Raw genomic sequence first — 22,802 nt, 5'->3', positions numbered from 1 at the left:
AGTATCTGGTATTTTATGTTTCATGACAATGGAAAAAGGGAAAAATAAGGTTACTACATCCACGATATGGCAGGTGACAACATGTTTGAACTACACGATAGTCTGAGAGAGTTTAAATCAAATTTCACAAAATACATCGCTTTTGCTTTACTTTATATGCTGTTAACAAGTTTATTCTTTGTTCCGTTAATATCACTTATTTTTAATCGGATGTTACGAATGATTGGAACAGGTTCATTGCTAAATGGTGAGGTTTATCAAATTGGCCTAAGCTATACTGGCTTGCTTGGCATGATTTGTATAAGTCTGATTGCAGTTGTGATGTTATTTATTGAATTCGGTGTATTTATTACAATCGCTCAAAAAGGATATTTCGGTAAAAGTATTCTTATCTCCGAAGCATTTGTTACAACGATAAAAAAGTTGCCGAAGTTAATCGGATTTGGCGTTTTTGCAATGGTATTTATTTTATTATTAACGATGCCTTTTTTTGATTTATCTCCGGTAAAGGCACTAATTGATTTTAATTTGCCGATCTTTTTAACTAATCTTTTTTATGATTCATTTGTTTCCATTTTAATATATATAGCTCTCTTGTTTGTCGCTGTCTATCTGTTTATTAGATTGATTTTCACACTACATTATATATTTATTAAGCATCAATATATAATTCAAGCAATGAAAAGCAGTTGGAAGTTAACGAAACGTAAAAAACCTTCCATTATATCTACGTTGCTGTTAGTAAATGTGATTATGTATCTGCTAGGTTTCTTGCTGATTACCGTTGTTTCTTATGTAACAAGTCTACTTGAAACATCAATTATTGCTGATGTTATCCAAAACTACTTAGTCACAGTTACTAGTTATGTTACACTTGTTTTTTCCTTGTTTACATTACCAATCAACATCATTATCATTACAAGATTATTTTACCGACTCAACAAGAACTCCTTAACAGATGAGTTATTAGTGCAGAGAAATGAGAAGTTAAATGGTGTGGAACGTGGAATCACAAACTTTTTTGCTAAAAGGAAATATTCACTAGTAATCACGGTGTTTATTTATATTACGGTAATGTTTTTTGTTAACTTCTTTGTTAATGATAATATCGTTTATTTAAAATGGGATATCTCTGTGACTAGTCACCGGGGCGATCTGCAAAGTGCACCAGAGAACTCGATTAGTAGTATTCGGGCCGCAATTGATAAAGGGGTAGACACCATTGAAATAGATGTACAAATGACGAAGGATAAAGTGATCGTTTTAAATCATGACATTAACCTTCGCAGAACAGCAGATGTCAGGTCAAAGATAAGTGAGATGACGTATGAAGAAGTGTTAAAACTTGATATTGGCCGTCTGTTTTCTGATGAATTTATTGGGGAAAAAATACCAACGTTGGACCAGGTGATGGAAGAAATAAAACAAACCGATATACAACTGCTTATCGATGTAAAATCGGTTGATACAAATGAAGATTTTGCAGAGGAACTAGTAAAAATAATTGAGAAACATAACATGGTGGAAGCTACCTATGTTCAATCATTTAATTACGAAGATATAAAGGATATTAAACAGTTGAATAGTGATATTAAAATCGGCCAGATTATGTACTTATCTGCAGGTGATTTAGAAGATTTAGATGTTGATTTTTATGCAATTAAGCAAACGATGTTAACGCAGCGGTTTGTTAACAATGCTAAGAAGCTAGACCGTGAAGTGTGGGTATGGACAGTAAATAATAAAAGAAATATACGAGAAGTATTGAAGTATGATATTGATGGCATTATCACTGATTATCCGGAAAGGGTGTATCAAGTGTTAGGGGTGGAATTCTCGGAATAGCACCTGTTCAAGTACGAGCCAGTATATTCGAATGTCTGCATTCTATATTGTACAATAAAGGTGTAGTGTAAGGTTTAGGGGTGAATATATGAATCAAAAATCAATCGTAGATAAAGTGATTAACCACCAACCAACCATTCTTGGTGGTAAGCGTTTTTCTAAATATGCTGTCCTTATCCCACTTATTCAAAAAGAAAATGAAATGCAGATTTTGTTTGAAGTGCGCGCCGAAACAATGCGAAGGCAGCCGGGAGAAATCTGTTTTCCAGGCGGTAGAATGGATCGACAGGATTCAACCGCACAAGCTGCAGCGATAAGAGAAACAACGGAAGAGTTGGGGATTAATACAACAGATATCGAGAATGTGTACCCGTTAGATTATTTAGTTTCCCCATTTGGCATGGTCGTTTACTCCCATGTTGGATTTATTCATACTCCAGAAAAGATGCAACCAAATCCTTCAGAAGTGGGAGAGCTATTTACGGTGCCGCTCAGATTCTTTCAAGAAACAAAGCCAAAAATATATAAAGTTAACTTAGATATACAGCCAGAAGAAAACTTCCCATTTGACCTTATTGCTGGCGGAGAAAATTATAATTGGCGCAACAGTACGATGGATGAATACTTTTATACGTATGATGGAAAGGTTATTTGGGGATTAACGGCAAAAATCATTACCCATTTTATTGAAATATTGGAAGAAGCGTAAAGGTGGAAGACGAAATGAGTTGCTGCTTGACGGCCACCACGGACCTTATTTGTGACAGGATTGGCATTTTAAGAATTGCGCGGCCACCAGTACGCTTATTTGAATAAAAACCTTGCTGTAGTAAGCCATTCTTAGTAAATAAGGGCTCTGGTGGCCGTCAAATCATCAAAACTGGTATATTACGAGCAATAAGGTCCACTGTGGCCGCTAAAAGTTTATTAGCATCTTGATCCGCTATTTTATAGCCGTCACCTGCCGTTCTTCACAAAACGACTGCCTGGAGCGGAAATCACGAGCACTACGTCGGATTTCACTTCAATTATGAAGTTAAAAGAAACCGCTTTGACAATTATTTAACAACACCAGCAACAATTTAGTTTAGCTGGAAATCACCTGAAGTAACACGTACCGTGATGCTACTTTTTCCATCACCTATTTGTCCTACGAAGCGATTGCCGATTTTTTCTTCAAACATAAAGCCCGGAACATCGATTTCGCCGTCACCTGATTTTGCTTTAAAATCAAGTGTGAACGAGTCTGCTTCTGTATCAAGATGGATGTCACCACTGGTCAATTTTAGATTTAATGCTGTAAATTCCGATACCTTAGCAGTTATATCATCTTAGGTTGATTCAATCTCGAGTGTATCAGATATTAGCGAGGTTGAGGTAATATCTCCAGCAGTAACCTCCATACCGATACGAATTGTTTCTAGATCTGCAACATGAATATCCCCAGAAGTAGATGCTACATCAATTTCTTCATATAATTTAGAAGGTATGTTAATCGTTAGCATACCTTTTTTATTGATTGCCATAAAGGTAAACGAAGGGCGCATGCTTCTTTTAACAGTTCCGTTGTTTACTGTCACGTCTAAAGTATAGGAATCTTTCACTTTTAAGCAAAAGAAGAAGATATTGTATAGCTTTCATAAAACAATGATTCCTTTTTTTAGTAGGTATAAGCAGCATCTTCTCATAGAAAATAACAATATTGGTTTCTAATGAAGGAGATTGAAAAATGTGTAAAAAAACAATCAAATGTTTACTATTAACTGCTGTCAGTTTGTTTATCATATCATCTGGTGTGATGAAAACACATGCCCAACCAGACAGTCCACCAGAACTAGATGGTGGTGCTGAGGATCCCGAGCGAGTGCGCAATCCAGTTTCTAATTTTATTTTACAAGAACGTTATCCTGAAACAGTATACTTACAAGGCGCACAAACAGATAATAAGGTGGCATTAACGTTTGATGATGGACCAGACCCAAGGTTTACCCCGCAACTACTAGATGTTCTAAAGGAGCATAATGTAAAAGCAACCTTTTTCCTGATGGGAGCCCGCGCGGCAGCTTATCCAGACCTCATACAGCGGATTATCAATGAGGGCCATATTATTGGCAACCATACATACTGGCATCCAAATCTCGTCGAAGCGGGTGATATAGAAACACTGGAACGGGAAATCATGCAAACAGAAGATATTTTGAACGTTGTTATTGGCTACCGAACGAAGCTATTCCGAGCTCCATACGGTTTTTTAGATAACGAAATTGTGGAAAAGCTCATCTCTTTGAACTATACGGTTGTCGGTTGGTCGGTTGATTCACTAGATTGGCAAGAGTTACCGCCAGTACAAATTGCCGACAATGTCTTAAGTAATCTCCATCCCGGAGCGATCATTTTAATGCACGACGGTGCTGATTGGGAAGGAGATCGCACCAACACGATCGAAGCATTACGGCAAATTATTCCCGAGATAAGAGAGCAGGGACTAGCGTTTGAGACGGTTCCACAATTGTTGATACGGTTATGGAGCTTGTCTTTACATAAATATAGCCATACACGATGCCTCCTTTTAACCAACTGGCGGTCAAAGTCTCCCATAATAAAATGTAACGCCATAAACAGTACAGCAGACACGAGTATCGCATTCGGTACGCTTAAACGCTGTAAGTTTGCCATAAAATAACCACGTGCGAGCACTTCTTCTTTTAAAGTAGCAAAAAACCAGCCAATCATTGCCACACCTAACAGCTGATAAAAATGAATGGTAAAGATGCGATTGAAATGATATGTTGCTATCACAGTGCCTGAGCGGTCCATCATCCAAATGAAAGCTAACACCGTTACTAATGAAGCAACCGTGGCAACAACCGAATAGACAATATCCTTTTTAGTCATCTTGAAGCCCAATCGCCAAGGTTTCTTTTTGTCGACCTTGCTATACAGCCAAAATACTAAAAGCGTCGTTAATATGCCGACTAGTGCGTAGATAAAATGAGAAAAAGTAAATTCCGTTTGTAAATCATCAAATAGACCTAGTAAAACTAACAATCCGGCAATTGCGGCTAATAATATGTTTGTTAATACAATTGATGCCGTGATGCGTGTTGTGCTGCTCCATTTCATTAACATCGCCTCCTTTTGACTTTTTCTAACTTCATCATATAGAGCATTAGTCATATGACTGTAGTGAAATCAGTCATGACTTTTGTGTGATTGGAAAATGAATTTAGTAGCATGGAGATCATAAGATAAAAATTACTCTTTTATAATCGCGATGTTCAAGTATAATTTGCATATAGGATCTATATAGTTAGGAGCTGAATCAATGAAAATCCTATTTGTCGAAGATGATAAAACGATTGCCTCTGGGCTGGAATATTCCTTGCAGCAGGAAGGGTATGTTACAATTTTGCGCCATGATACTACTTCGGCTAAACAAGTGCTGTCGCAGCAATTAGAAAGCATCGACTTGTGTTTATTTGATTTATCGTTACCGGATGGCAGTGGCTATGATTTGTGTTCCTATGTGAAAGGGCGAAAAGATACTCCAGTAATTTTCTTAACGGCATTTGATGATGAAGTGAACGTCGTTATGGGGCTTGATATGGGAGCGGATGATTATATTACAAAGCCGTTTCGAGTGCGGGAGCTTTTATCTCGAATTAAATCCGTGCTTCGCCGATATCAAAAGCAAACAGTAGTGAAGAACATTATTGAAATTGAGCATATACGGATTAACACGTTAGAAGGGAAAGTATATAAAAATGGAGAGGAAGTACTCGTAACTGCTTTAGAATACAGGTTATTACTTATCTTCGCCAACCATATTGGACAAGTACTTTCTAGGAACCAATTATTAGAACAATTGTGGGACGTTGCCGGTGATTTTGTTAACGATAACACGCTGACCGTCTACATAAAAAGGCTACGCGAAAAGCTTGAGGATCAACCGCAGAATCCAACGATCATTAAAACAGTTCGTGGGATTGGCTATAAGGTTGGTGATTAAGATGTTTCGTAACCGTGAAATTCAACTATTTCTGTTGGTGATGTGTACAATCTCGTTAGTCGTGGCTGGTATAGCGGCGTTCTTCTTTTCATTGGAAGCTGCTATTCTTGTAGCTGTTACAGCGATAATGTTAATTGGTTGTGCACTTCTATTTACGAGGTGGCGTTACCGGGAATTGGAGAAACTGTCTGGTTATTTGCGAAAAATTAGCAGTGGCGATTACGCGCTGGATGTTCGTGATAATCATGAGGGAGAGCTTAGTATACTAAAGAATGAAATATATAAAGTCACCCTCATGCTCTCACAGCATAGCTCACAACTTGAGCAGAATAACGACCAGCTAACCGACGCCATCTCGGATATTTCACATCAACTGAAAACACCACTTACTTCGATGATGGTGATGGCTGATCTTCTCAGTGATGCACGATTGGATATAGCAAAACGAAGCGAATTCACCCGCAACATCCGTGTCCAGTTAGAAAGAATCGAGTGGCTCGTTTCTTCCTTACTAAAACTTTCTAAAATCGATGCTGGAACGGTACATTTTAAGAAAGATCGCATTTTAGTTAAAGACCTCATCCAAAAAGCTGTTGAGCCTGTTTTAATTCCGATAGATATCAAAACGCAGGCACTTGAAATAAAAGGGGAAGATACCGTTGCATTCTTAGGTGATTTGAACTGGACAGCGGAGGCTTTGATCAATATATTAAAAAATTGTGTGGAACATACGCCAGAAGCTGGAACACTAAGTTTGAAGTATAGCGAGAATCCTTTGTACACAGAACTTGTGATACAAGATAACGGCAAAGGCATCCCTAAAGAAGATCTCCTCTATATATTTAAACGATTTTATAAAGGAAAAAATGCAAGTGATGAAAGTATCGGCATCGGCCTGGCGCTTGCTTATACGATCATTAAAAGTCAAAATGGCGATATTGAGGTACGCAGTGAAGAGGGAAAGGGTACAGAGTTTCGGATTAAGTTTTATAAGCAGGTAATTTGAAATTGAACTTTTCTCAAGAATTTGCAATACAGTCATCAAGTAAGGATGAGTCACTTAAGTGACTAAACTGTCACTTTAAAGTCACTTGATAGTCATTTTAGACAGATAAACTAAAGATAATCAAAAATATGGAGGTTTTCACATGGACATATTAAAAATCGAACATCTGTCTAAAGTGTACGGAAATGGTGAAACGGCTGTAAAGGCATTGGATGACGTGTCTTTCACCGTCAAAAAAGGGGAATTTGTTGTTATTATCGGTCCATCGGGCTCAGGAAAATCAACACTGCTTCATATGCTTGGTGGCGTGGACCGTCCAACTAACGGCAAAGTGCTTGTCGATAACACTGATATGTACCAGTTAAATGAAACACAGCTTGCGATCTTTAGACGTCGTCAAATTGGCTTGATCTATCAGTTTTATAATCTAATTCCAGTGCTAACGGTTGAAGAAAATATTACCTTGCCATTACTACTTGATGAGCATAAAGTTGATCGAAAGCAGTTTAACAATATTGTGAAAACTTTAGGTTTAAACGATCGTTTAAACCACTTGCCGAATCAGCTTTCCGGTGGGCAGCAGCAACGTGTATCGATTGGTCGCGCACTAATTAGTAACCCGTCGATCATGCTGGCAGACGAACCGACTGGAAACCTTGACAGTAAAAACAGTACGGAAATTATGGATCTATTAAAAATGTTTAATAAAACTTATAATCAAACGTTAATTGTGATTACACATGATGAGCGAATCGCACTACAAGCAGACAGAGTGATATCAATCGAGGATGGAAGGGTTGCTAAGGACGAGGTGATCCATCCATGAACATCGTTAACAAGCTAACCATAAGGCATTTGAAAGAAAATAAACGGCGCACACTCGTTACGATTGTAGGGGTTATTATTTCGGTAGCGATGATTACTGCAGTTGCTACGCTCGGGGTTTCTTTTTTAGATTTACTGAAAAGACAAGTAATTGCAGAGCAAGGGGAATGGCATGTTCTATATAAAAATTTGGACGAGGAACAGCTAGCAGCAGTTCAGAATGATGATGCTACAAAATCAGTCGTGCTCACCCAGGACCGTGGCTATGCCTTGCTAGAAGGATCAGAAAATGATTACAAGCCGTATGTTTTTGTAAAAGGATACGACAAGCAAGGATTTGAAAATTTCCCTATTACATTATCAGAAGGGCGTTTTCCTGAGTCACCTAACGAAGTGGTGCTACCTGAGCACATTGAATCAGATGCGGGGGTAACATACGAGCTTGGTAGTCAAATGACGCTTGCGGTAGGTGACAGAGAGTATCAAGACATGCCACCAGATGTTCCTACTATTGGACAATCGACCTCATTACAAACAAATGGTGAGGAAGTTGCGGAAACGCTCGTGAACACATCTGAAGAGACGTATACTGTTGTTGGTTTCATCGAGCGTCCAACGTGGGAGCCAACATGGGCACCAGGCTATACGATTATTAGCTATATCGATGAAAGTACGGTAAGTGCAGATAATCGGGTGAATGCTTCCATCGTGCTAAATAAGGTAAATAGTGGACTTTATAATCATGCGGATCAATTAGTCGCTGAAAACAAGATTTCATCGGTTACTTTTAATAGTGAGCTACTTCGCTATTATGGGGTAACAAAAAATGATGGCTTAAGGACAACGTTGTTTTCGTTAGTTGCAATTATTATGGGTGTAATTGTCGTCGGTTCTGTGGCACTGATTTATAATGCTTTTGCGATTAGTGTATCGGAGCGTGCGCGCCATTTAGGCATGCTATCAAGCGTTGGTGCAACGAAAAGGCAAAAGCGAAATTCGGTTCTTTTTGAAGGGGTAGTTATCGGGAGTATTAGTATCCCAATCGGAATCATTGCTGGCCTTGCAGGGATGGGAATCACATTCTTATTGATCAACTCGGCAATCAAAGGGGTATTTGGGATTGCACAAGGGCTTCAATTAACGGTCACACCAGTATCAATTCTTGCAGCCTGTGGTGTATCCTTGCTAACTATTTTTATATCAACGTATATGCCTGCTAGAAAAGCTTCGAAAATTTCAGCTATCGATGCGATACGTCAATCGCAGGATGTAAAGCTGACTGGTAAAAAAGTTAAAACGTCTAAACTCGTGCGTAAGCTTTTCGGAATTGAAGCAGAATTTGGTTTGAAAAATTTAAAAAGAAATAAGCGTAGATATCAAATAACCGTGTTCTCACTTGTAATCAGCATTTTATTATTCTTAACCGTGTCGTTTTTTACCGATAACGTGAGAAGATCATTAGTTATGTCACAAGATGGCATCGATTATGATATTCAAGTAGGAGCTGAAGGTAATGGATCGACCAATATGGAAGAGCTAACAAAGTTTGCCCAGCTTGATCATATAACCGAATATAATCTAGTTAAAAAAGGTGAAGCTTACGCTTGGATTGATCAGGAAGCCGCAGGAGAAGAATGGGTTAACATCATACAAGCAGAAGACAATACGGAGGCACAAAAAGATAGCAGTATAAAATATTCGCTTTATATAAATGCCCTGGATGAAGCTAGCTTAGCTGCCTATGCGAATTCGGTTGGCGTCGATGTAGCAAAACTGCAGGATCCAGAACAACCAAGGGCAATAGTTATTGATACGATTGAATATGAAGATTACGAGACTAAAAAGTTAGTTAATACGAAGGCAATACATGCCAAGGTTGGTCAAAGTCTTGATGTCTTTGCTGAAAATTGGGAGACAGAGGAGCACTTGGAGATGGAGGATGTAGAAGTTGCGGGCATCACGGATGATTATCCTGTTGGCATCACTTCTCCCGGTTTAGGTGGAATAATTATTATTGTCTCAGAACAAGTGATGGATCACATTTATCCAGAATCAATAAAGGCAAATTTAGGAACATATGGCTACTTTAAATCATCAGATCCAATCAAGACACAAGAACAATTGGAAGAAACGATGGATAGTAATTATTTTGCTTATAACGTCTACCAAGCTCGCCAACAGGAAGAACAAATCTTATTGTTAATGTCAGTATTCACATACGGATTTATCGTGTTAATTACGGGTATATCGATCGCCAACATTTTTAATACGATTTCAACGAGTATCTCATTGAGAAGAAGAGAATTCGCTATGCTCAAATCGGTCGGGATGACGCCAAAAGGCTTTAACAAAATGATTAATTACGAGAGTATTTTTTACGGTGTAAAGGCACTATTATACGGATTACCACTAAGCATCGGTGTTATGTTCCTGATTCACAAGTCGATGCAAAATACGTTTGAATACGCATTCGAACTGCCGTGGATTAGTATCTTGTATGTGGTTGTTGCAATCTTTGTGATTGTTGGTGCAGCGATGCTTTACTCGATACAGAAGGTGAAGAAGGAAAATATAATTGATGCGTTAAAGCAGGAAAATGCTTAAAGGATTATGAAAAGTATGTTGTGCAGAATGTAGCAGTAAGTAGTTCCATTATTAGAATACTGCATGTGCAAAGGAGCATCAAAGCAACTCGATGCTCCTTTTGCTTATAATTTATTTAATTCAATCGTTAAAGCACGAATCGCAGCAATAACTTCTTGCATGTTTTCTTTGCTATTCATATGATTTCGAGCGTGAAGCAGCGTAGGTCTAACCGATTCAACGGAACGACCAAATTCGTGCATCCATTCATATCTTGGCACCATCCAGGTGTGGAAATGATGTGTGGTGTCTTCATTATAAAAATAATAAACATATTCTATGCCTAGCACGTCCCGTTGTGCCTTCCTTATTTTTGTTAGAACGTTTATATAATCTAACCTTTCTTCTTCTGTTAATTCGTCTATGCAGATAATATGCCGTTTCGAAGCTAAAATGATAAGACCCTTTATTGGATAGGCAACATCTTGATGAGCGTGAAAATATTCCGTCTCAAGCACAACACCACCTTCCGGCTCGATCAGACCACTCGTTAATGCACAGCTCAAACATTCCACTTCTACGGTTTTTCCATTTGCTAAGGTGATTTCTCTCATCGGTAAGTCCTCCTTCCATTCCAACTCCCGGTTATGGTGTCAGCGTTTCTAAGCGCTATCTATTTCTTTTACACGATCGCTGGGAATTTAATTTTCACGGTAAATGATTCGTCTTTATATATAAAATCTAAGAATCCTTGATAATCAATTACGATATCATCGATTTTTTTGGTGCCGAGACCTTGGTGGTCACCGGACTTGGTTGACTTGCCGTAATCAACAAATAGACGGTCTAATATGTCCGTTGGTATCGGTAAACTATTATTTTGACAGGTTAATAGATATAAGCCACTGCGTTTATAAAACTGTAAAGTAATTTGGGCTTGGGCATCATGTTGCTCTTGCCACTGTTGGCACGCATCAATGCTATTAGAAAGTAAATTACCTACTAGTGTGACGATATGCTTATCAGACAAAGGTAATGATGATAGCGGCACATCAAAATCGTAAAAAGTGCTTATGCCTAAGGCGCTGGCACGTCCATACATTTGATGCAAAATACCGGCAACAGCTCCATGCTCCCCTTTGATTGATAAGTTTGTTTCTTCATATCCATCTACCAAATCATCTAAATACGTTTTCGCCTCGAGATGCTTCTCGTTGTCCAGCATAAAATGAATCGCAGCTACATGCTTTAGAAAATCATGGCGTTCACTACGGACAATACGAAATGTTTCATTAAACTGTGCACGCTCTTGTTCAAATATTTCCAACTCTTGCGTAAGTGAAGCTAATCTACTTGCTAGTTGGACACGTACTACTTCGATGCAGACAAAAACCACAGCAAGTAGCAAGTAGCCTAACAACGGCACTATAAACAGGTAACATCCTAAGAGCAACACCTGCACACCGAACAACATGCCATTCCATTGCAAACCTAGAGAATCGATACGCGGGATTGTTCGTTTATACAAAATGTAAACAACGGCAATTGGTAGCAAACTAGAAAGATAAATAGGGATGTTCATAGGAATCAACAATTGAAGAGCGTACATGTGAAGCATTCCTAAAACAGTAATTATTCCCCAATAACCAAGACTTTGTTTCAATATAGTTCCACCTTTTAAAAGTAATTGTGTTGTAAAAATTCAACTTTATCCTTTGTAATCATCGCTTGCTCCTTTAAGCCTTCGAACGTGACGATGTACGAGTTCTTTGCATAAAGCGAGAAGCTTTTTACAAAGTGGATGTTAATAATAAAGGAGCGATGAGACCGCAAGAAATCCCGTTCTCTTAATTCTCCTTCTAGTTCATTAAGTGTTTGATACGTTTTTATTGGACCAGAGCGAGTGAAAATCGTCGTTGAGCGCCCGGATCTTTCGATAAAAACGATATCCTTTTTTAAAATGATATGTATATCTGATTTCTGTTTAATGTACAGTCTACCTGCAATTTCAGCTGTGTTCGATTTTTCCATTAACCGTGTGATGGAAGTAATTAATCGGTCTTTTGGGTATGGCTTCATAATATAATCATGGACATTTAATTCAAATGCATGGACAGCAAAGCCGCTATTGGCTGTAACAAAAATAACTGAAATGTTCAATGCGTGTGAATGAATAATATCAGCAAGTTCATAGCCCGATAAATTAGGCATCTCTATATCGGCAATTAATAAATTGATTGTTTCTTTCTTGATTTGTGCATACGCTTCTTCCGCAGATGTAGTGGAGAAAATAACTTCTACATTCGGTATATTTGTAACGATGCCATAAAGTTTATCTAGATCAATTGCTCGATCATCCACAATACCGATCTTCATGTTTCTCACCTCAACCAATTTCTGAAATTATCCCTCGTCCATTATACAGTTTTCTCCATCACCATACGTCATTTATTGAAAAATTCTATAAAAATACCTTTTCGCGACATCAAGTGGAACTTTTACGACATGAGTAGAGATTTCCTTAAGAAATCTTTGTATGATGAAATCAAGATATAACACAGAGAGGTGAAAGTAATGATAGAAATCAAACAGGTAACAAAAAAGTTTCAAGATAAAAAAGTATTTGTTACAGCATTAAAGCATGTCAGTTTTACGGTGGAAAAAGGTCAAGTTGTCGGCCTGCTAGGGGAGAACGGTGCTGGCAAAACGACGTTGCTACGATCGATTGCAACACTGTTAACACCAACGGAAGGATCGATCACAGTCGAAGGATACGATACCACGAAACAGCCGGATGAAATTAAGAAAAGAATCGGTGTACTTTTTGGTGGTGAAACCGGCTTATATAATCGCTTGACTGCGAGAGAAAATCTAGAATATTTCGCAGCAATGTACGGACTAAGTAAGCATGAAACAAAGGTGCGGATTGATGATTTAGCTACTATGTTTGGCATGCGAGATTACTTGAATCGTAAGGTTGGTGGTTTTTCTAAAGGGATGCGCCAGAAGGTAGCGATTGCTCGAACGTTAATTCATAATCCAGATATTATTTTGTTCGATGAACCAACGACCGGTTTAGATATCACATCATCCAATATCTTTCGCCAGTTCATTCACCAACTTAAACAGGATGGAAAAACGATTGTATTTTCTAGTCACATTATGGAAGAAGTATCAACGCTTTGTGATTCAGTTGCGATGATGCATAAGGGAGAGCTCGTCTACCATGGCGATTTGGATGCTCTTTATAAAACAGAAGGCAGTAATGATTTAAACTATATCTTTATGAGTAAATTAGTGAGGGGGAGCGAATACCATGCTTCTTAAAATATATATCAAAGAAATGAAAGACAGCTTCAGAGACCGCCGAACACTATTATTAACCGTATTATTACCGATTGTTATGATGACAGGATTAACTCTTTTTTATGAGCAGATGATTTCGGAAGGGGAGGAAAAGCTGTTAACACTTGCAGTGGACGAATCAACGACCGAAGCAGAGATGGCAATTTTTACAGAATATGAAAATGTTGAACTATTAAACGTAGCTGACCCAGAGAAGGCAGTGCAAGACGGGGAAGCACACGCGGCAGTGTTATTGTCAACTAACTTCTCAGAAGCTGTCGCATCGGGCCAACAAGCAGCTGTAACGATCATAGGCGATTCAAATAGTCAAAACTCAGACAATTTAATGAGTATGGTTAGAGCTGCACTTGGAACATATGAAAAATCTACGATCGCGGAAAGACTAGAGGCACAAGGAGCTGATCCGCAGCTCGTTCAACCATTTGCACTTGAACAAAAGGAAATAGCTGAAGAATCACCTGGTATTGGTTTGCTAGCAATGTTAGTACCACTAATATTGGCACTGTCTATTGGGGTTGGCGCTGGTCCTGCAGCAGCAGACTTATTTGCTGGGGAAAAAGAAAAGAAAACGATGGAAGCTTTGCTGATGACACCAGTAAATCGCGCAACAATGTTAGGTGCTAAATGGATGACCATTTCATCGATTGGAGCAATAACAGGAATCATTACGCTAATTGTCGTGTCGTTAGAGATTGCCTTTTTAACAGAAAACCTAAAAAAATCAATCTCCTTTGGTGATAATGCACTGCTTATCGTTGGAGTTGCACTTCTTGTATCCGTTATGTACGCGATGTTTGTGGCGTCAATGCTCATGCTAACGAGCATCATCGGGAAAACAGTCAAGGAAGCACAAAGCTACAGCACACCAATCATGATGCTAGCAATGTTCCCGACATTTATCGTATCAACAATGGGTGTAAATGAGTTAGCCTTTCAGCATTTCGCAATACCTTTGTTAAATCTATTTAGTTTATTAAAAGAATTGTTGTTTGGCGTTGTTGATTTCCAACACGTATTGATTACATTAGCTAGTAACCTGATTTGCATGATTGTTGTCTTTATCATTGGTCGAGTGTTGTTCCTGAAAGATAAGTGGGTAATGAATTAAAGCGAGGGCTCCGGGGTATATTACCGGAGCCTTTTGTGTGGGATGAGGTTGTGATTGTCGAGATAGGTGGCTGGCGAGGATGAGGGAGTGGGGCGTGATTGCACCATAGGTGGACGGAATTGCACCACGTTTTGGGATAATTGCACCAGACGTTAGAACAATTGCACCATACATGCGGTTAATTGCACCACAACTTCGTATAATTGCACTTTATAGGTGTTAACCCAAACTTTCACTAGGTGGTTGCGGAACCCAATATCGTGACATATGGTAACGTGTAGACAATTTGAGGAGGTTTTAGCGTACATGAACCAAAATAGATATACAGGTTATCCGCAGGGAAGCTATCCAAACTGGAATCAGCAGCCAAACTTCGAAGGCCCATTACCAGGCCCAGGTGGAGGCAATTGGAATCAGCAACCATACCCGCCAAACTTCGAGGGACCAGGCCCAGGCCCAGGCGGAGGTAACTGGAATCAGCAACCATACCCGCCAAACTTCGAGGGACCATTACCAGGCCCAGACGGAGGTAACTGGAATCAGCAACCATACCCGCCAAACTTTGAGGGACCATTACCAGGTCCAGGCGGAGGCAATTGGAATCAGCAACCGTACCCGCCGAACTTAGAAGGACCATTACCAGGTCCAGGCGGGGGTAACTGGAACCAGCAACCGTACCCACCAAACTTAGAAGGACCATTACCAGGCCCAGGCGGGGGTAACTGGAACCAGCAACCGTACCCACCAAATTTTGAAGGACATTTACCAGGCCCAGGCGGAGGCAATTGGAACCAGCAGCCATACCCGCCAAACTTTGAAGGCCCACTACCAGGCCCAGGAGGCAATTGGGCTCAGCCATACGGTCCTTATGAAGATTAACTAGTATAGTAATAGAGTCCTTTCTTAATGATGGGGCTCTTTTCTTCTAAAAAAGTTGGCATTAATTAACATACAAGTGAATATCTATTACTTTACTAGGTTTTCTGTTAAGCTATGATAAATATAATTAAAGGGGAAGTGAATATGAAATCTGACTGGGAAGATGCGATACCAAGCCTATCGGAAATTTCGATTACTTCTAATCCAAATAATCAGCCTGTGACCATTCATGGTAGTTCGCCAAACCTCAGGTGTGTTGGGGTTGGTACCGATGCAGCTGTTTTTCAATATATTCATACACCAGTCTATGCATTTAAGATCTATGCTGCGGATAAAACCGATAAGATTAAAGTAGAGGCAGAGGTTTATCGAAGACTGGGAGAATCCCCATTTTTTCCAACATGTTATGCTGCTAATGATCAATACCTCGTTCTAAGCTTTGAGCAAGGAACAACCTTATTCGACTGTCTCCTGCAAGGTATACATATCCCACAACAGGTTGTTCAGGATGTCGATGAGGCGAGAGAATACGCCAGGCAGAGATCATTAAATCCCCGTGACATTCATCTAAAAAATATATTACTGCAAAATGGTAGAGCAAAAATTATTGACGTATCTGAATATGTGCAGCCAGGCAATGATTATCGTTGGGAGCATACGAAGAAAGCTTACCAATATTATCATCTTATTGATGGCAAATCTGTTCCTTTTTGGTTAGTAGAAACAGTAAGAAAATGGTACCACCAGCGGAACAGTCACTTTGCATCATTCGATGAATTTATTGAAAGCGTTTTAAAATTGACGGCTTTTCGGAAATAAAGAATGGTGTGCTTGGTAAGATGCTGAGTGGATGGATTGGAGACACAGTTTGGGAGGCAATTGCACCACAAAAGCCGACGATTGCACCACACGGCGGGATAATTGCACCACACCAGCGCACAATTGCGCCACACGGCGGGATAATTGCACCACACCAACGCATAATTGCACCACACCAATGCATAATTGCACCAAACAAGCTCCTGGCCAACACTTGCCCTAAACTAATAAAGATAGTACCCCGAACTATGGGGTACTATCTTTTTACATTTACCTCAAACCTTCAATTTCAATTTCTTTCACCGGTAAGAACATTTCGCCTGTATCTAGGAACGTAACATCTACTGTGTCGCCTTCTTGGATGTAGATGGCGAGTGGATATGTTTCGGATGACACGATATAACTGTTGCCGTTATCCAGTAAGAATGACACAATCGTGTACGGATCAGATTTTTCCTTATAGACGCGGACGACCGTTCCGGTTACCTGTTTTTCATCTGCTGCTGAGTTGCCGTCGACACTTCCACCACCGCGCTGTAATGCAGTTTTATAGCTTTTTAATGCTGCATTTGGCGTGTCTGCATAGGCAGAAATTTCCGGGTTTGCTGCGGAAACGATAAAGTAATTTTGCAAAAATCCATTTGAATCAAGTACTGGGACAAGCCAGCTCGCTTCACCGTAGAAGTTATACAAAATTGGCATTTCGCCATTCCATTCTTTTTCAATGAATTTCTTCTCAATAATATCAAGCGCACCTCGAGAATCCATATAAGAATTCTCTAGGTTGCCCGTATAGTACGTGGCCTCACCAGTTCTGGAGTTGGTTAACGCATAGCCAAGCATCGAATCAACGCCTTCTTTCGGGCTTGTAAAATCAGTAAAATAATACATATCACCGTTTTCGTCAAAAACCGGACTAACGTTTGCCTCTGTTCCCTCATCAGAAGGAAGCTTCACATCTGATTTTCCAAATACACTATTCCAGAATCCGTTAATGTAATTACCGAAATAGCTGTTGTGAAGGCTGACAGACTCAGGTGAAATTGCTCCATCGATAAATGCTGGAATTTCACTAATTGGATAATCCTCTGTACTTCCACTCGTTGGGTCAACCATGACAATCCCCAGGGGATCAAAACCATTACGTGCCGAGATAAATTCACCGTACGTACGAATATAATATGGTTTTCCTTCATCATTTACTTCTAGCTGTACACTTCCATAAAAAATTCGATTCGGATAGGCCATACGAATATGGCGTTCTATATTTTTATTAAAGAAAGAAGATGGTGTATAGCTCATTGATTCATCGATGAATTTAGGGTTAGCGGATGAATCCGTTGCACTCATCGTAAAATACCCTGGCGTTTGGTTTCCTTTGATCCATTTGAATAAACCAGAAAATTCAACAGGTGCAATGTAAACATACTCGCCGTTTACCTTTTGAATTTGCAAATTACCTAATTCATAATAGCTTGTGTTTGGTACTTGACCGAATGATTTTTTCATTTTGTTACGCGCGAACTGCGGTGGAACACTTGCGGGTGTCTTTGTTTCATCAAACGCAGTAATTTCTGTTTGCTCATCCATATTGGCACGCTCATACTTTTCATCTGCATTGAAAATCGGTGCGGCAAGAATGTAAATAGCAACGAGTATGCTGGCGATGAGCAGACAGGTCTTAACGATTCTTTCCATCCCTCGAGCAAATACAGCGCCAGTCGCGGTTACAGCAATTAACAGTGGCCACAAAGACGTGAAATTTCGATCGAGATTAGTTAAGTAGTAGAATCCGAAAATTAGTGGAAATAATAGAATTAGTGTAGTAATTAACGGCCCTTTGCGATTGTTTTTTTTATCCTTTTTGCTATTCGTAATGGGTAAAATAACAAGTGCAGATGCAAGTGCTACGATAGCAGAAAACAGCAATATACTTCCCATGTGATCTCTCCTTTTAAAATAAAGCGTAATGTTTTCATTATAAGAGGCCGTTCAAAAAAGAGCTAAATGATCAGCGATGAACTCTAGAGTTATTGTTTTTCCGGGTCCTCAAGTAGCGTACATGTAGCTTCTAAGGGACTTCACCGTCTCGACCTTCTTACTGCTTTGAACATGCTATATATATTCATACGATTAGATTGAAGCAAAAGTTTCATACATTATCTTACAAACACAGAGAGGGTTGCACCGATAGATTATTCATGATACACCCTTTTAAATTATACAAATAAAGGAACTGTTATCTCAATGCTTATCCGGAGTTTTAGCAAGTTATTGTATATCTGAATAATACCTTTTTGCATGATATAAAATCTAAGTGGGAGATCGTTTTTGAGGAACAAGATGAACAAATGGAAGAATAGTCAATGTAGCATTTAAAGGCTAACCTTTATTCCAAATAGCTGGATGAAACACAAAAAACGATAGGAAAGCTAAAATGCACCGATCCTATCGTTTTTTTCGCCTAATGTCCCTTGATTACTCATTGAACCATAAAGGATCATCAATATCGACATCACCATTATAATTAATTAATATTTCTTCGCCAGCTTTTATATCAGTGTAAGCAAAAAATTTAAAGGTATGGTCAGAGAAACTAATTTCATACTCGGCATTTGGTGTATAGGAATGATTAAACAACATGCCATAGCCTAACAAAATTGCTGTATGGTTCTCTCCATATTCAAATGCGTAATCAGCAAGCAACGTTTTTTCAATATGTACATGCTGCTCGTTTGGATAAGAGATAACCGGTGCTTCATGGATCAACGCACCTTTTTCTATATCCTCGATAGCGAATACACCTCTATTGAACTCTCCGTCACTTAATGTAGAAGTCTTTATTTCAATCATGCAAGTCACCTGCTTCTTTTACTTGTTATTTTGTTTAAAAATACAAAAATTATTATAATGCAAAATAAAAAGCTCTTCCCGTATTAGGGGAAGAACCTTTTTTAAGAGCAATTTATGCTTTTTCTACATTAGTAGCTTGTGGTCCACGTTGTCCGTCTTCGATACCGAAAGTAACAGTTTGACCTTCTTCTAATGTTTTGAAACCTTCGCCTTGAATAGCTGAGAAGTGTACGAATACGTCGTCTCCACCTTCTACTTCGATGAAACCGAAACCTTTGTCTGCGTTAAACCATTTTACTTTACCTGTGTTCATTTGTGTTGCCTCCTAGTGCTTATTGCACAATAAAATTACTATCCTTGCTCTCATACTCATTCAAGACAAAAATTACCTCTTAGTTATTTCTGCTATCATTACGAATTTCCGAACAACAATAATTGAATTAACTATAACACATAAAAAATAAAAAAGATATAGGGAATGCTTTTCCTTTTAAAAATAAATGTAAGATTTGTTTTCGATTAGATAAAAATATAGTGTGCGCCTATGATAGGAAGGGTTTTGGTAATATTTGTTTATTATAATGTTTTTGTTCACATCACCCGTATAATAATGATAACGATGAAGATCACACATAACAAGTTACATTGACAGTACTATTGATAAAAATACTATTTTGGTTTAACCCAATGAGATACAACAAACACAGTCGGTGAATTCCAATAAATGGTGACTTCGTTCGTTGAGTAACTGTCTTGATGATCAACAAAACATTGAGCAGGTGCTCTACCTTGTAAATGTTTTTTCACATATTCATCTTGTAATTTTTTGTTTGGCCCGCCTGAAACGAGACCGGGGACGGGTTCAATCACGTTATCTGCCACTGATGGTCGGTGGTGGTGATTCATAACACGGTGGTCACCAAAACCAGTAACAAAGCTAAGGTCATGGACATTTCGACCGATAATGTAATGGAGGTGCTCTAGCGCGCTTGCCTCAAAAGTTGTATCACCAGTAAAATGGTAGGCGAATAATAAGGTCATTGCATGGTTCATCACAAGCATATTACTGCCCCATATATATTGATTTTCTTGTAAAGAAATTAAATATCCATCACGATTACTTTGTGCTACTAGCTTATCTGCCTCCTCGATCAAGCCAGTCTTTAATGATTCAAACAGGGAATCATCGGCATTTGATTGACCATGCAACAAATAAGCTAGTGTTCCATATCCACCAACATCGGTCCAGCCTAATTCATATTTATTAAATGATTGCTTGGCGATTTGTATGAAACGTTCATGGTATTGTTGGTCACCAGTAGTACGATACAATTCAGCCATCGCCCAATAGCGTTCATCAATGTCTTGGCTGTCACCATATTCTCCTGTGCTGATTTCAGGAGGGTTTTTAAAGCCAGCAACATTGGAGTTTTTTGCTAGCCAGTCATCCGCAAACTGTGCTGCACGTAAACAGTTCTCCGAGAATATAGCATCAAATGGCTTGTATACACGTGCTGCCATGGCCATAATTGCTGCAAAGGAAGCTGTAGCTGTGGCGGAAATCGGTGAAAAGTATAAATCAGCCTTGTCAGCCTCTGGCATCACGTCTAGGCCAGGAAACTGAAGAGTGGTCAGCTTATGAAAAACACCACCAGATCGATTATCTTGCATTTTAAATAACCATGCTAATTCATAGCGGCATTCATGTAACACATCAGGGGTGTGGTTGTCCGTTTCTGGAATAGGGATCGGTCTTGTAAAAGCGTCTGGATACATGTCATAAGCGAGAAGTAGGTCGGCAATTGCTTTAGCTGCTGCCACGGTATATTTACCATAATCACCAGCATCATGCCATCCACCACTGCTAACGAGCTTGCGGTCTGGTTCGCCGTAGACGATACCTTCTGCGGTATGGCAAGCGCTATGCTTCCAAGGCCCAGCAAGTTTTTCTTCCAAATCGATTCCACAGCGAAATAAATAAAATGCCTTCAATAATCCGTGATGAAGTGTTTGGTAAGGTGCCTCTGAAATTTCAAACCACGCAGAGGTAGCGGATCCACTTTTCACTTGATATGTACCAGGTTTAGTTAATTCAGTAAAATCCCCTTTGCGGATGATCATACCACTATTGTTATCTTTAAGTGGCGTGCTCAGTTCACCTTTATAAACGATTTTCCCAGCTTGATTGATTACTTGAAAAGAGCGGTTAGGTTCAGTAAAAACTGCTACTTTCTTTGCTGCTAGTGGGTAACCAATCTGATTCACTGTTATTGTCCGTTTTCTATGTTTCATGCTTCATCACTCCTCAATTTGTGTGTAACGCTTACATGCTTTTAAATGATAGTGTACTATGCTTTCAACAAAAACAGGCGAGAATTCCTCTTCAAAATCTTAGATTTAGGTGGAGAGTGTTCACTGATAATAGAATATATTATCGCCAAGAAAAAAATAAATGCCAGCTTTATCAGAAGTTCTAACAAGTTAGTTGACGACTGTACAAAGTTTGAATGGACTTGTTTACTTGCTTGCTATTACTTTAATTTTGGGATTGCGTAAAATCATTCTTTTCCATTTCTGCTAACGATGGTAAAGTTTACATAGGACAATTAATAAAGCGACGTAACAAATTAGTAGGAGGATTTCTTATGTATTATGGTGGAATAGAAGCAGGCGGAACCAAATTTGTTTGTGCTGTCAGCGATGAGCAGTTTCAAATAGTAGAAAGGGTTAGTTTTCCAACAACAACGCCGACAGAGACGTTGGAGCACGTGTTTGCATTTTTTGACCAATACAAGTTAAAGGCAATCGGGATTGGCTCTTTTGGACCTATTGATGTAAATAAAAATTCGGATACATACGGTTACGTAACATCTACTCCGAAAAAAGGCTGGAACAACTATGATTTCCTTGGCGCGATTAAAGATCGTTATCACGTACCTGTCGCATGGACGACAGATGTGAATGCAGCGGCTTATGGAGAAACGAAAAAAGGCAACGCCAAAGGAAGCAGCTCCTGTATTTATTTAACGGTAGGTACAGGCATTGGAGGTGGAGCTGTCGTTAATGGAGAAGTGCTAGAAGGTTTTGGTCATCCGGAAATGGGGCATATTCTAGTCAAAATTCATCCTGAAGATGATTACGCAGGTACTTGTCCATATCATGGTAATTGTTTGGAAGGAGTAGCGGCAGGGCCAGCGATTGAAGGTAGGTACCATAAAAAAGGCCATGAATTGGCTGATAATGCAAAAGTGTGGGAGATGGAAGCCTATTATTTGGCGCAAGCACTTATGAATTATACGTTAATTCTAAGACCGGACGTGATTATTCTAGGTGGTGGCGTGATGAAGCAGCAGCAGCTTTTTCCGCTCGTTCGTGAGCAGTTCGAAAAGCTGTTACATCATTATGTTGAAACGCCGGCACTGGAAGATTATATTGTTCCACCAGGCTTAGAGGATAATGCTGGAATTACCGGCAGTCTTTTATTAGCGGCGGATAAAGCCGAATAAATT

20 protein-coding genes and 2 pseudogenes are annotated in these 22,802 nt (G+C 39.2%); 12 read left to right on the top strand and 10 right to left on the bottom strand.

The window, feature by feature from the left end:
- Nucleotides 1-66 precede the first annotated feature (66 nt).
- Both ACI6MV_RS08120 and ACI6MV_RS08115 read left to right on the top strand, forming a co-directional pair.
- Nucleotides 67-1,845, top strand: a complete 1,779-nt coding sequence (locus ACI6MV_RS08120; protein ID WP_407269780.1) for a glycerophosphoryl diester phosphodiesterase membrane domain-containing protein — start codon at nt 67-69, stop codon at nt 1,843-1,845.
- An 88-nt stretch (nt 1,846-1,933) separates the two neighbouring features.
- On the top strand, nt 1,934-2,554 hold the full coding sequence (locus ACI6MV_RS08115; protein ID WP_407269779.1) for an NUDIX hydrolase: 621 nt from the start codon (nt 1,934-1,936) through the stop codon (nt 2,552-2,554).
- Nucleotides 2,555-2,927: 373 nt separating this feature from the next.
- Here ACI6MV_RS08115 and ACI6MV_RS08110 read toward each other — a convergent pair.
- A pseudogene (locus tag ACI6MV_RS08110) lies at nt 2,928-3,449 on the bottom strand (DUF4097 family beta strand repeat-containing protein).
- Nucleotides 3,450-3,574: 125 nt separating this feature from the next.
- Here ACI6MV_RS08110 and ACI6MV_RS08105 point away from each other — a divergent pair.
- Nucleotides 3,575-4,528 (top strand): polysaccharide deacetylase family protein, encoded by a 954-nt coding sequence (locus ACI6MV_RS08105; RefSeq protein ID WP_407269778.1) that lies wholly within the window; start codon nt 3,575-3,577, stop codon nt 4,526-4,528.
- Here the strand turns inward: ACI6MV_RS08105 and ACI6MV_RS08100 are convergent.
- A pseudogene (locus tag ACI6MV_RS08100) lies at nt 4,501-4,578 on the bottom strand (hypothetical protein); the annotation flags it as partial. The gene ACI6MV_RS08105 and the pseudogene ACI6MV_RS08100 sit on opposite strands and share 28 nt — an antisense overlap.
- Before the next feature lie 592 nt (nt 4,579-5,170).
- On the opposite strand from ACI6MV_RS08100, the gene ACI6MV_RS08095 reads away from it, so the two are divergent.
- The 4 genes from ACI6MV_RS08095 (at nt 5,171) to ACI6MV_RS08080 (ending at nt 10,289) form a co-directional block, all read left to right on the top strand.
- A complete protein-coding gene (locus tag ACI6MV_RS08095; protein ID WP_407269777.1) occupies nt 5,171-5,854 on the top strand; it encodes a response regulator transcription factor in 684 nt (227 codons plus the stop codon).
- Between the two features lies 1 nt (nt 5,855).
- A complete protein-coding gene (locus ACI6MV_RS08090) occupies nt 5,856-6,860 on the top strand; it encodes a HAMP domain-containing sensor histidine kinase (protein ID WP_407269776.1) in 1,005 nt (334 codons plus the stop codon).
- Between the two features lie 142 nt (nt 6,861-7,002).
- Entirely contained in the window at nt 7,003-7,686 is a 684-nt protein-coding gene (locus ACI6MV_RS08085) for an ABC transporter ATP-binding protein (protein ID WP_407269775.1), read from the top strand.
- The gene (locus tag ACI6MV_RS08080) at nt 7,683-10,289 is read left to right on the top strand and encodes an ABC transporter permease (RefSeq protein WP_407269774.1); all 2,607 of its coding nucleotides are present in this window, start codon (nt 7,683-7,685) and stop codon (nt 10,287-10,289) included. Before ACI6MV_RS08085 ends, ACI6MV_RS08080 begins: the two co-directional genes overlap by 4 nt.
- 104 nt (nt 10,290-10,393) lie before the next feature.
- Here the strand turns inward: ACI6MV_RS08080 and ACI6MV_RS08075 are convergent, their stop codons facing one another.
- The 3 genes from ACI6MV_RS08075 to ACI6MV_RS08065 all read right to left on the bottom strand — a co-directional run bounded on the left by ACI6MV_RS08075 (nt 10,394) and on the right by ACI6MV_RS08065 (nt 12,644).
- A complete protein-coding gene (locus ACI6MV_RS08075; protein ID WP_407269773.1) occupies nt 10,394-10,882 on the bottom strand; it encodes an HIT family protein in 489 nt (162 codons plus the stop codon).
- 68 nt (nt 10,883-10,950) lie between these two features.
- The gene (locus ACI6MV_RS08070) at nt 10,951-11,931 is read right to left on the bottom strand and encodes a sensor histidine kinase (RefSeq protein WP_407269772.1); all 981 of its coding nucleotides are present in this window, start codon (nt 11,929-11,931) and stop codon (nt 10,951-10,953) included.
- Nucleotides 11,932-11,945: 14 nt separating this feature from the next.
- Nucleotides 11,946-12,644 (bottom strand): LytR/AlgR family response regulator transcription factor, encoded by a 699-nt coding sequence (locus ACI6MV_RS08065; protein ID WP_407269771.1) that lies wholly within the window; start codon nt 12,642-12,644, stop codon nt 11,946-11,948.
- Between the two features lie 198 nt (nt 12,645-12,842).
- Between ACI6MV_RS08065 and ACI6MV_RS08060 the strand changes: the two genes are divergently transcribed.
- The 4 genes from ACI6MV_RS08060 to ACI6MV_RS08045 all read left to right on the top strand — a co-directional run bounded on the left by ACI6MV_RS08060 (nt 12,843) and on the right by ACI6MV_RS08045 (nt 16,440).
- Nucleotides 12,843-13,595 carry an ABC transporter ATP-binding protein gene (locus ACI6MV_RS08060; RefSeq protein WP_407269770.1) on the top strand — a complete coding sequence of 251 codons (753 nt, stop codon included), beginning with the start codon at nt 12,843-12,845 and terminating at the stop codon, nt 13,593-13,595.
- Complete coding sequence (locus ACI6MV_RS08055) at nt 13,585-14,742, top strand: ABC transporter permease (RefSeq protein ID WP_407269769.1); 1,158 nt, start codon at nt 13,585-13,587, stop codon at nt 14,740-14,742. The genes ACI6MV_RS08060 and ACI6MV_RS08055 overlap by 11 nt, the downstream gene beginning before the upstream one ends.
- 306 nt (nt 14,743-15,048) lie before the next feature.
- On the top strand, nt 15,049-15,621 hold the full coding sequence (locus tag ACI6MV_RS08050) for a hypothetical protein (protein ID WP_407269768.1): 573 nt from the start codon (nt 15,049-15,051) through the stop codon (nt 15,619-15,621).
- 144 nt (nt 15,622-15,765) lie between these two features.
- Nucleotides 15,766-16,440 (top strand): serine/threonine protein kinase, encoded by a 675-nt coding sequence (locus tag ACI6MV_RS08045; RefSeq protein WP_407269767.1) that lies wholly within the window; start codon nt 15,766-15,768, stop codon nt 16,438-16,440.
- Here the strand turns inward: ACI6MV_RS08045 and ACI6MV_RS08040 are convergent.
- The 5 genes from ACI6MV_RS08040 to ACI6MV_RS08020 all read right to left on the bottom strand — a co-directional run bounded on the left by ACI6MV_RS08040 (nt 16,400) and on the right by ACI6MV_RS08020 (nt 21,585).
- Nucleotides 16,400-16,639, bottom strand: coding sequence for a hypothetical protein (locus ACI6MV_RS08040; RefSeq protein ID WP_407269766.1), 240 nt, complete (start codon nt 16,637-16,639; stop codon nt 16,400-16,402). The two genes, ACI6MV_RS08045 and ACI6MV_RS08040, sit on opposite strands and share 41 nt — an antisense overlap.
- Nucleotides 16,640-16,710: 71 nt before the next feature.
- Nucleotides 16,711-18,381: a hypothetical protein gene (locus tag ACI6MV_RS08035; RefSeq protein WP_407269765.1), complete on the bottom strand. Its 1,671-nt coding sequence runs from the start codon at nt 18,379-18,381 to the stop codon at nt 16,711-16,713.
- 537 nt (nt 18,382-18,918) lie between these two features.
- Nucleotides 18,919-19,293 (bottom strand): SET domain-containing protein, encoded by a 375-nt coding sequence (locus tag ACI6MV_RS08030; protein ID WP_407269764.1) that lies wholly within the window; start codon nt 19,291-19,293, stop codon nt 18,919-18,921.
- A 112-nt stretch (nt 19,294-19,405) separates the two neighbouring features.
- Nucleotides 19,406-19,606, bottom strand: a complete 201-nt coding sequence (locus tag ACI6MV_RS08025) for a cold-shock protein (protein WP_407269763.1) — start codon at nt 19,604-19,606, stop codon at nt 19,406-19,408.
- Nucleotides 19,607-19,962: 356 nt separating this feature from the next.
- Nucleotides 19,963-21,585, bottom strand: coding sequence for a glycoside hydrolase family 9 protein (locus tag ACI6MV_RS08020; protein ID WP_407269762.1), 1,623 nt, complete (start codon nt 21,583-21,585; stop codon nt 19,963-19,965).
- Nucleotides 21,586-21,938: 353 nt separating this feature from the next.
- On the opposite strand from ACI6MV_RS08020, the gene ACI6MV_RS08015 reads away from it, so the two are divergent.
- Nucleotides 21,939-22,799: an ROK family protein gene (locus ACI6MV_RS08015; RefSeq protein WP_407269761.1), complete on the top strand. Its 861-nt coding sequence runs from the start codon at nt 21,939-21,941 to the stop codon at nt 22,797-22,799.
- The last annotated feature ends 3 nt before the right edge of the window (nt 22,800-22,802 follow it).

This window comes from Radiobacillus sp. PE A8.2, from assembly GCF_045635475.1.
GTDB lineage: Bacteria > Bacillota > Bacilli > Bacillales > Amphibacillaceae > JBJGXI01.
Note: the sequence above shows the minus strand (reverse complement) of the source record. Positions and strands in the feature narration are given on the sequence as shown.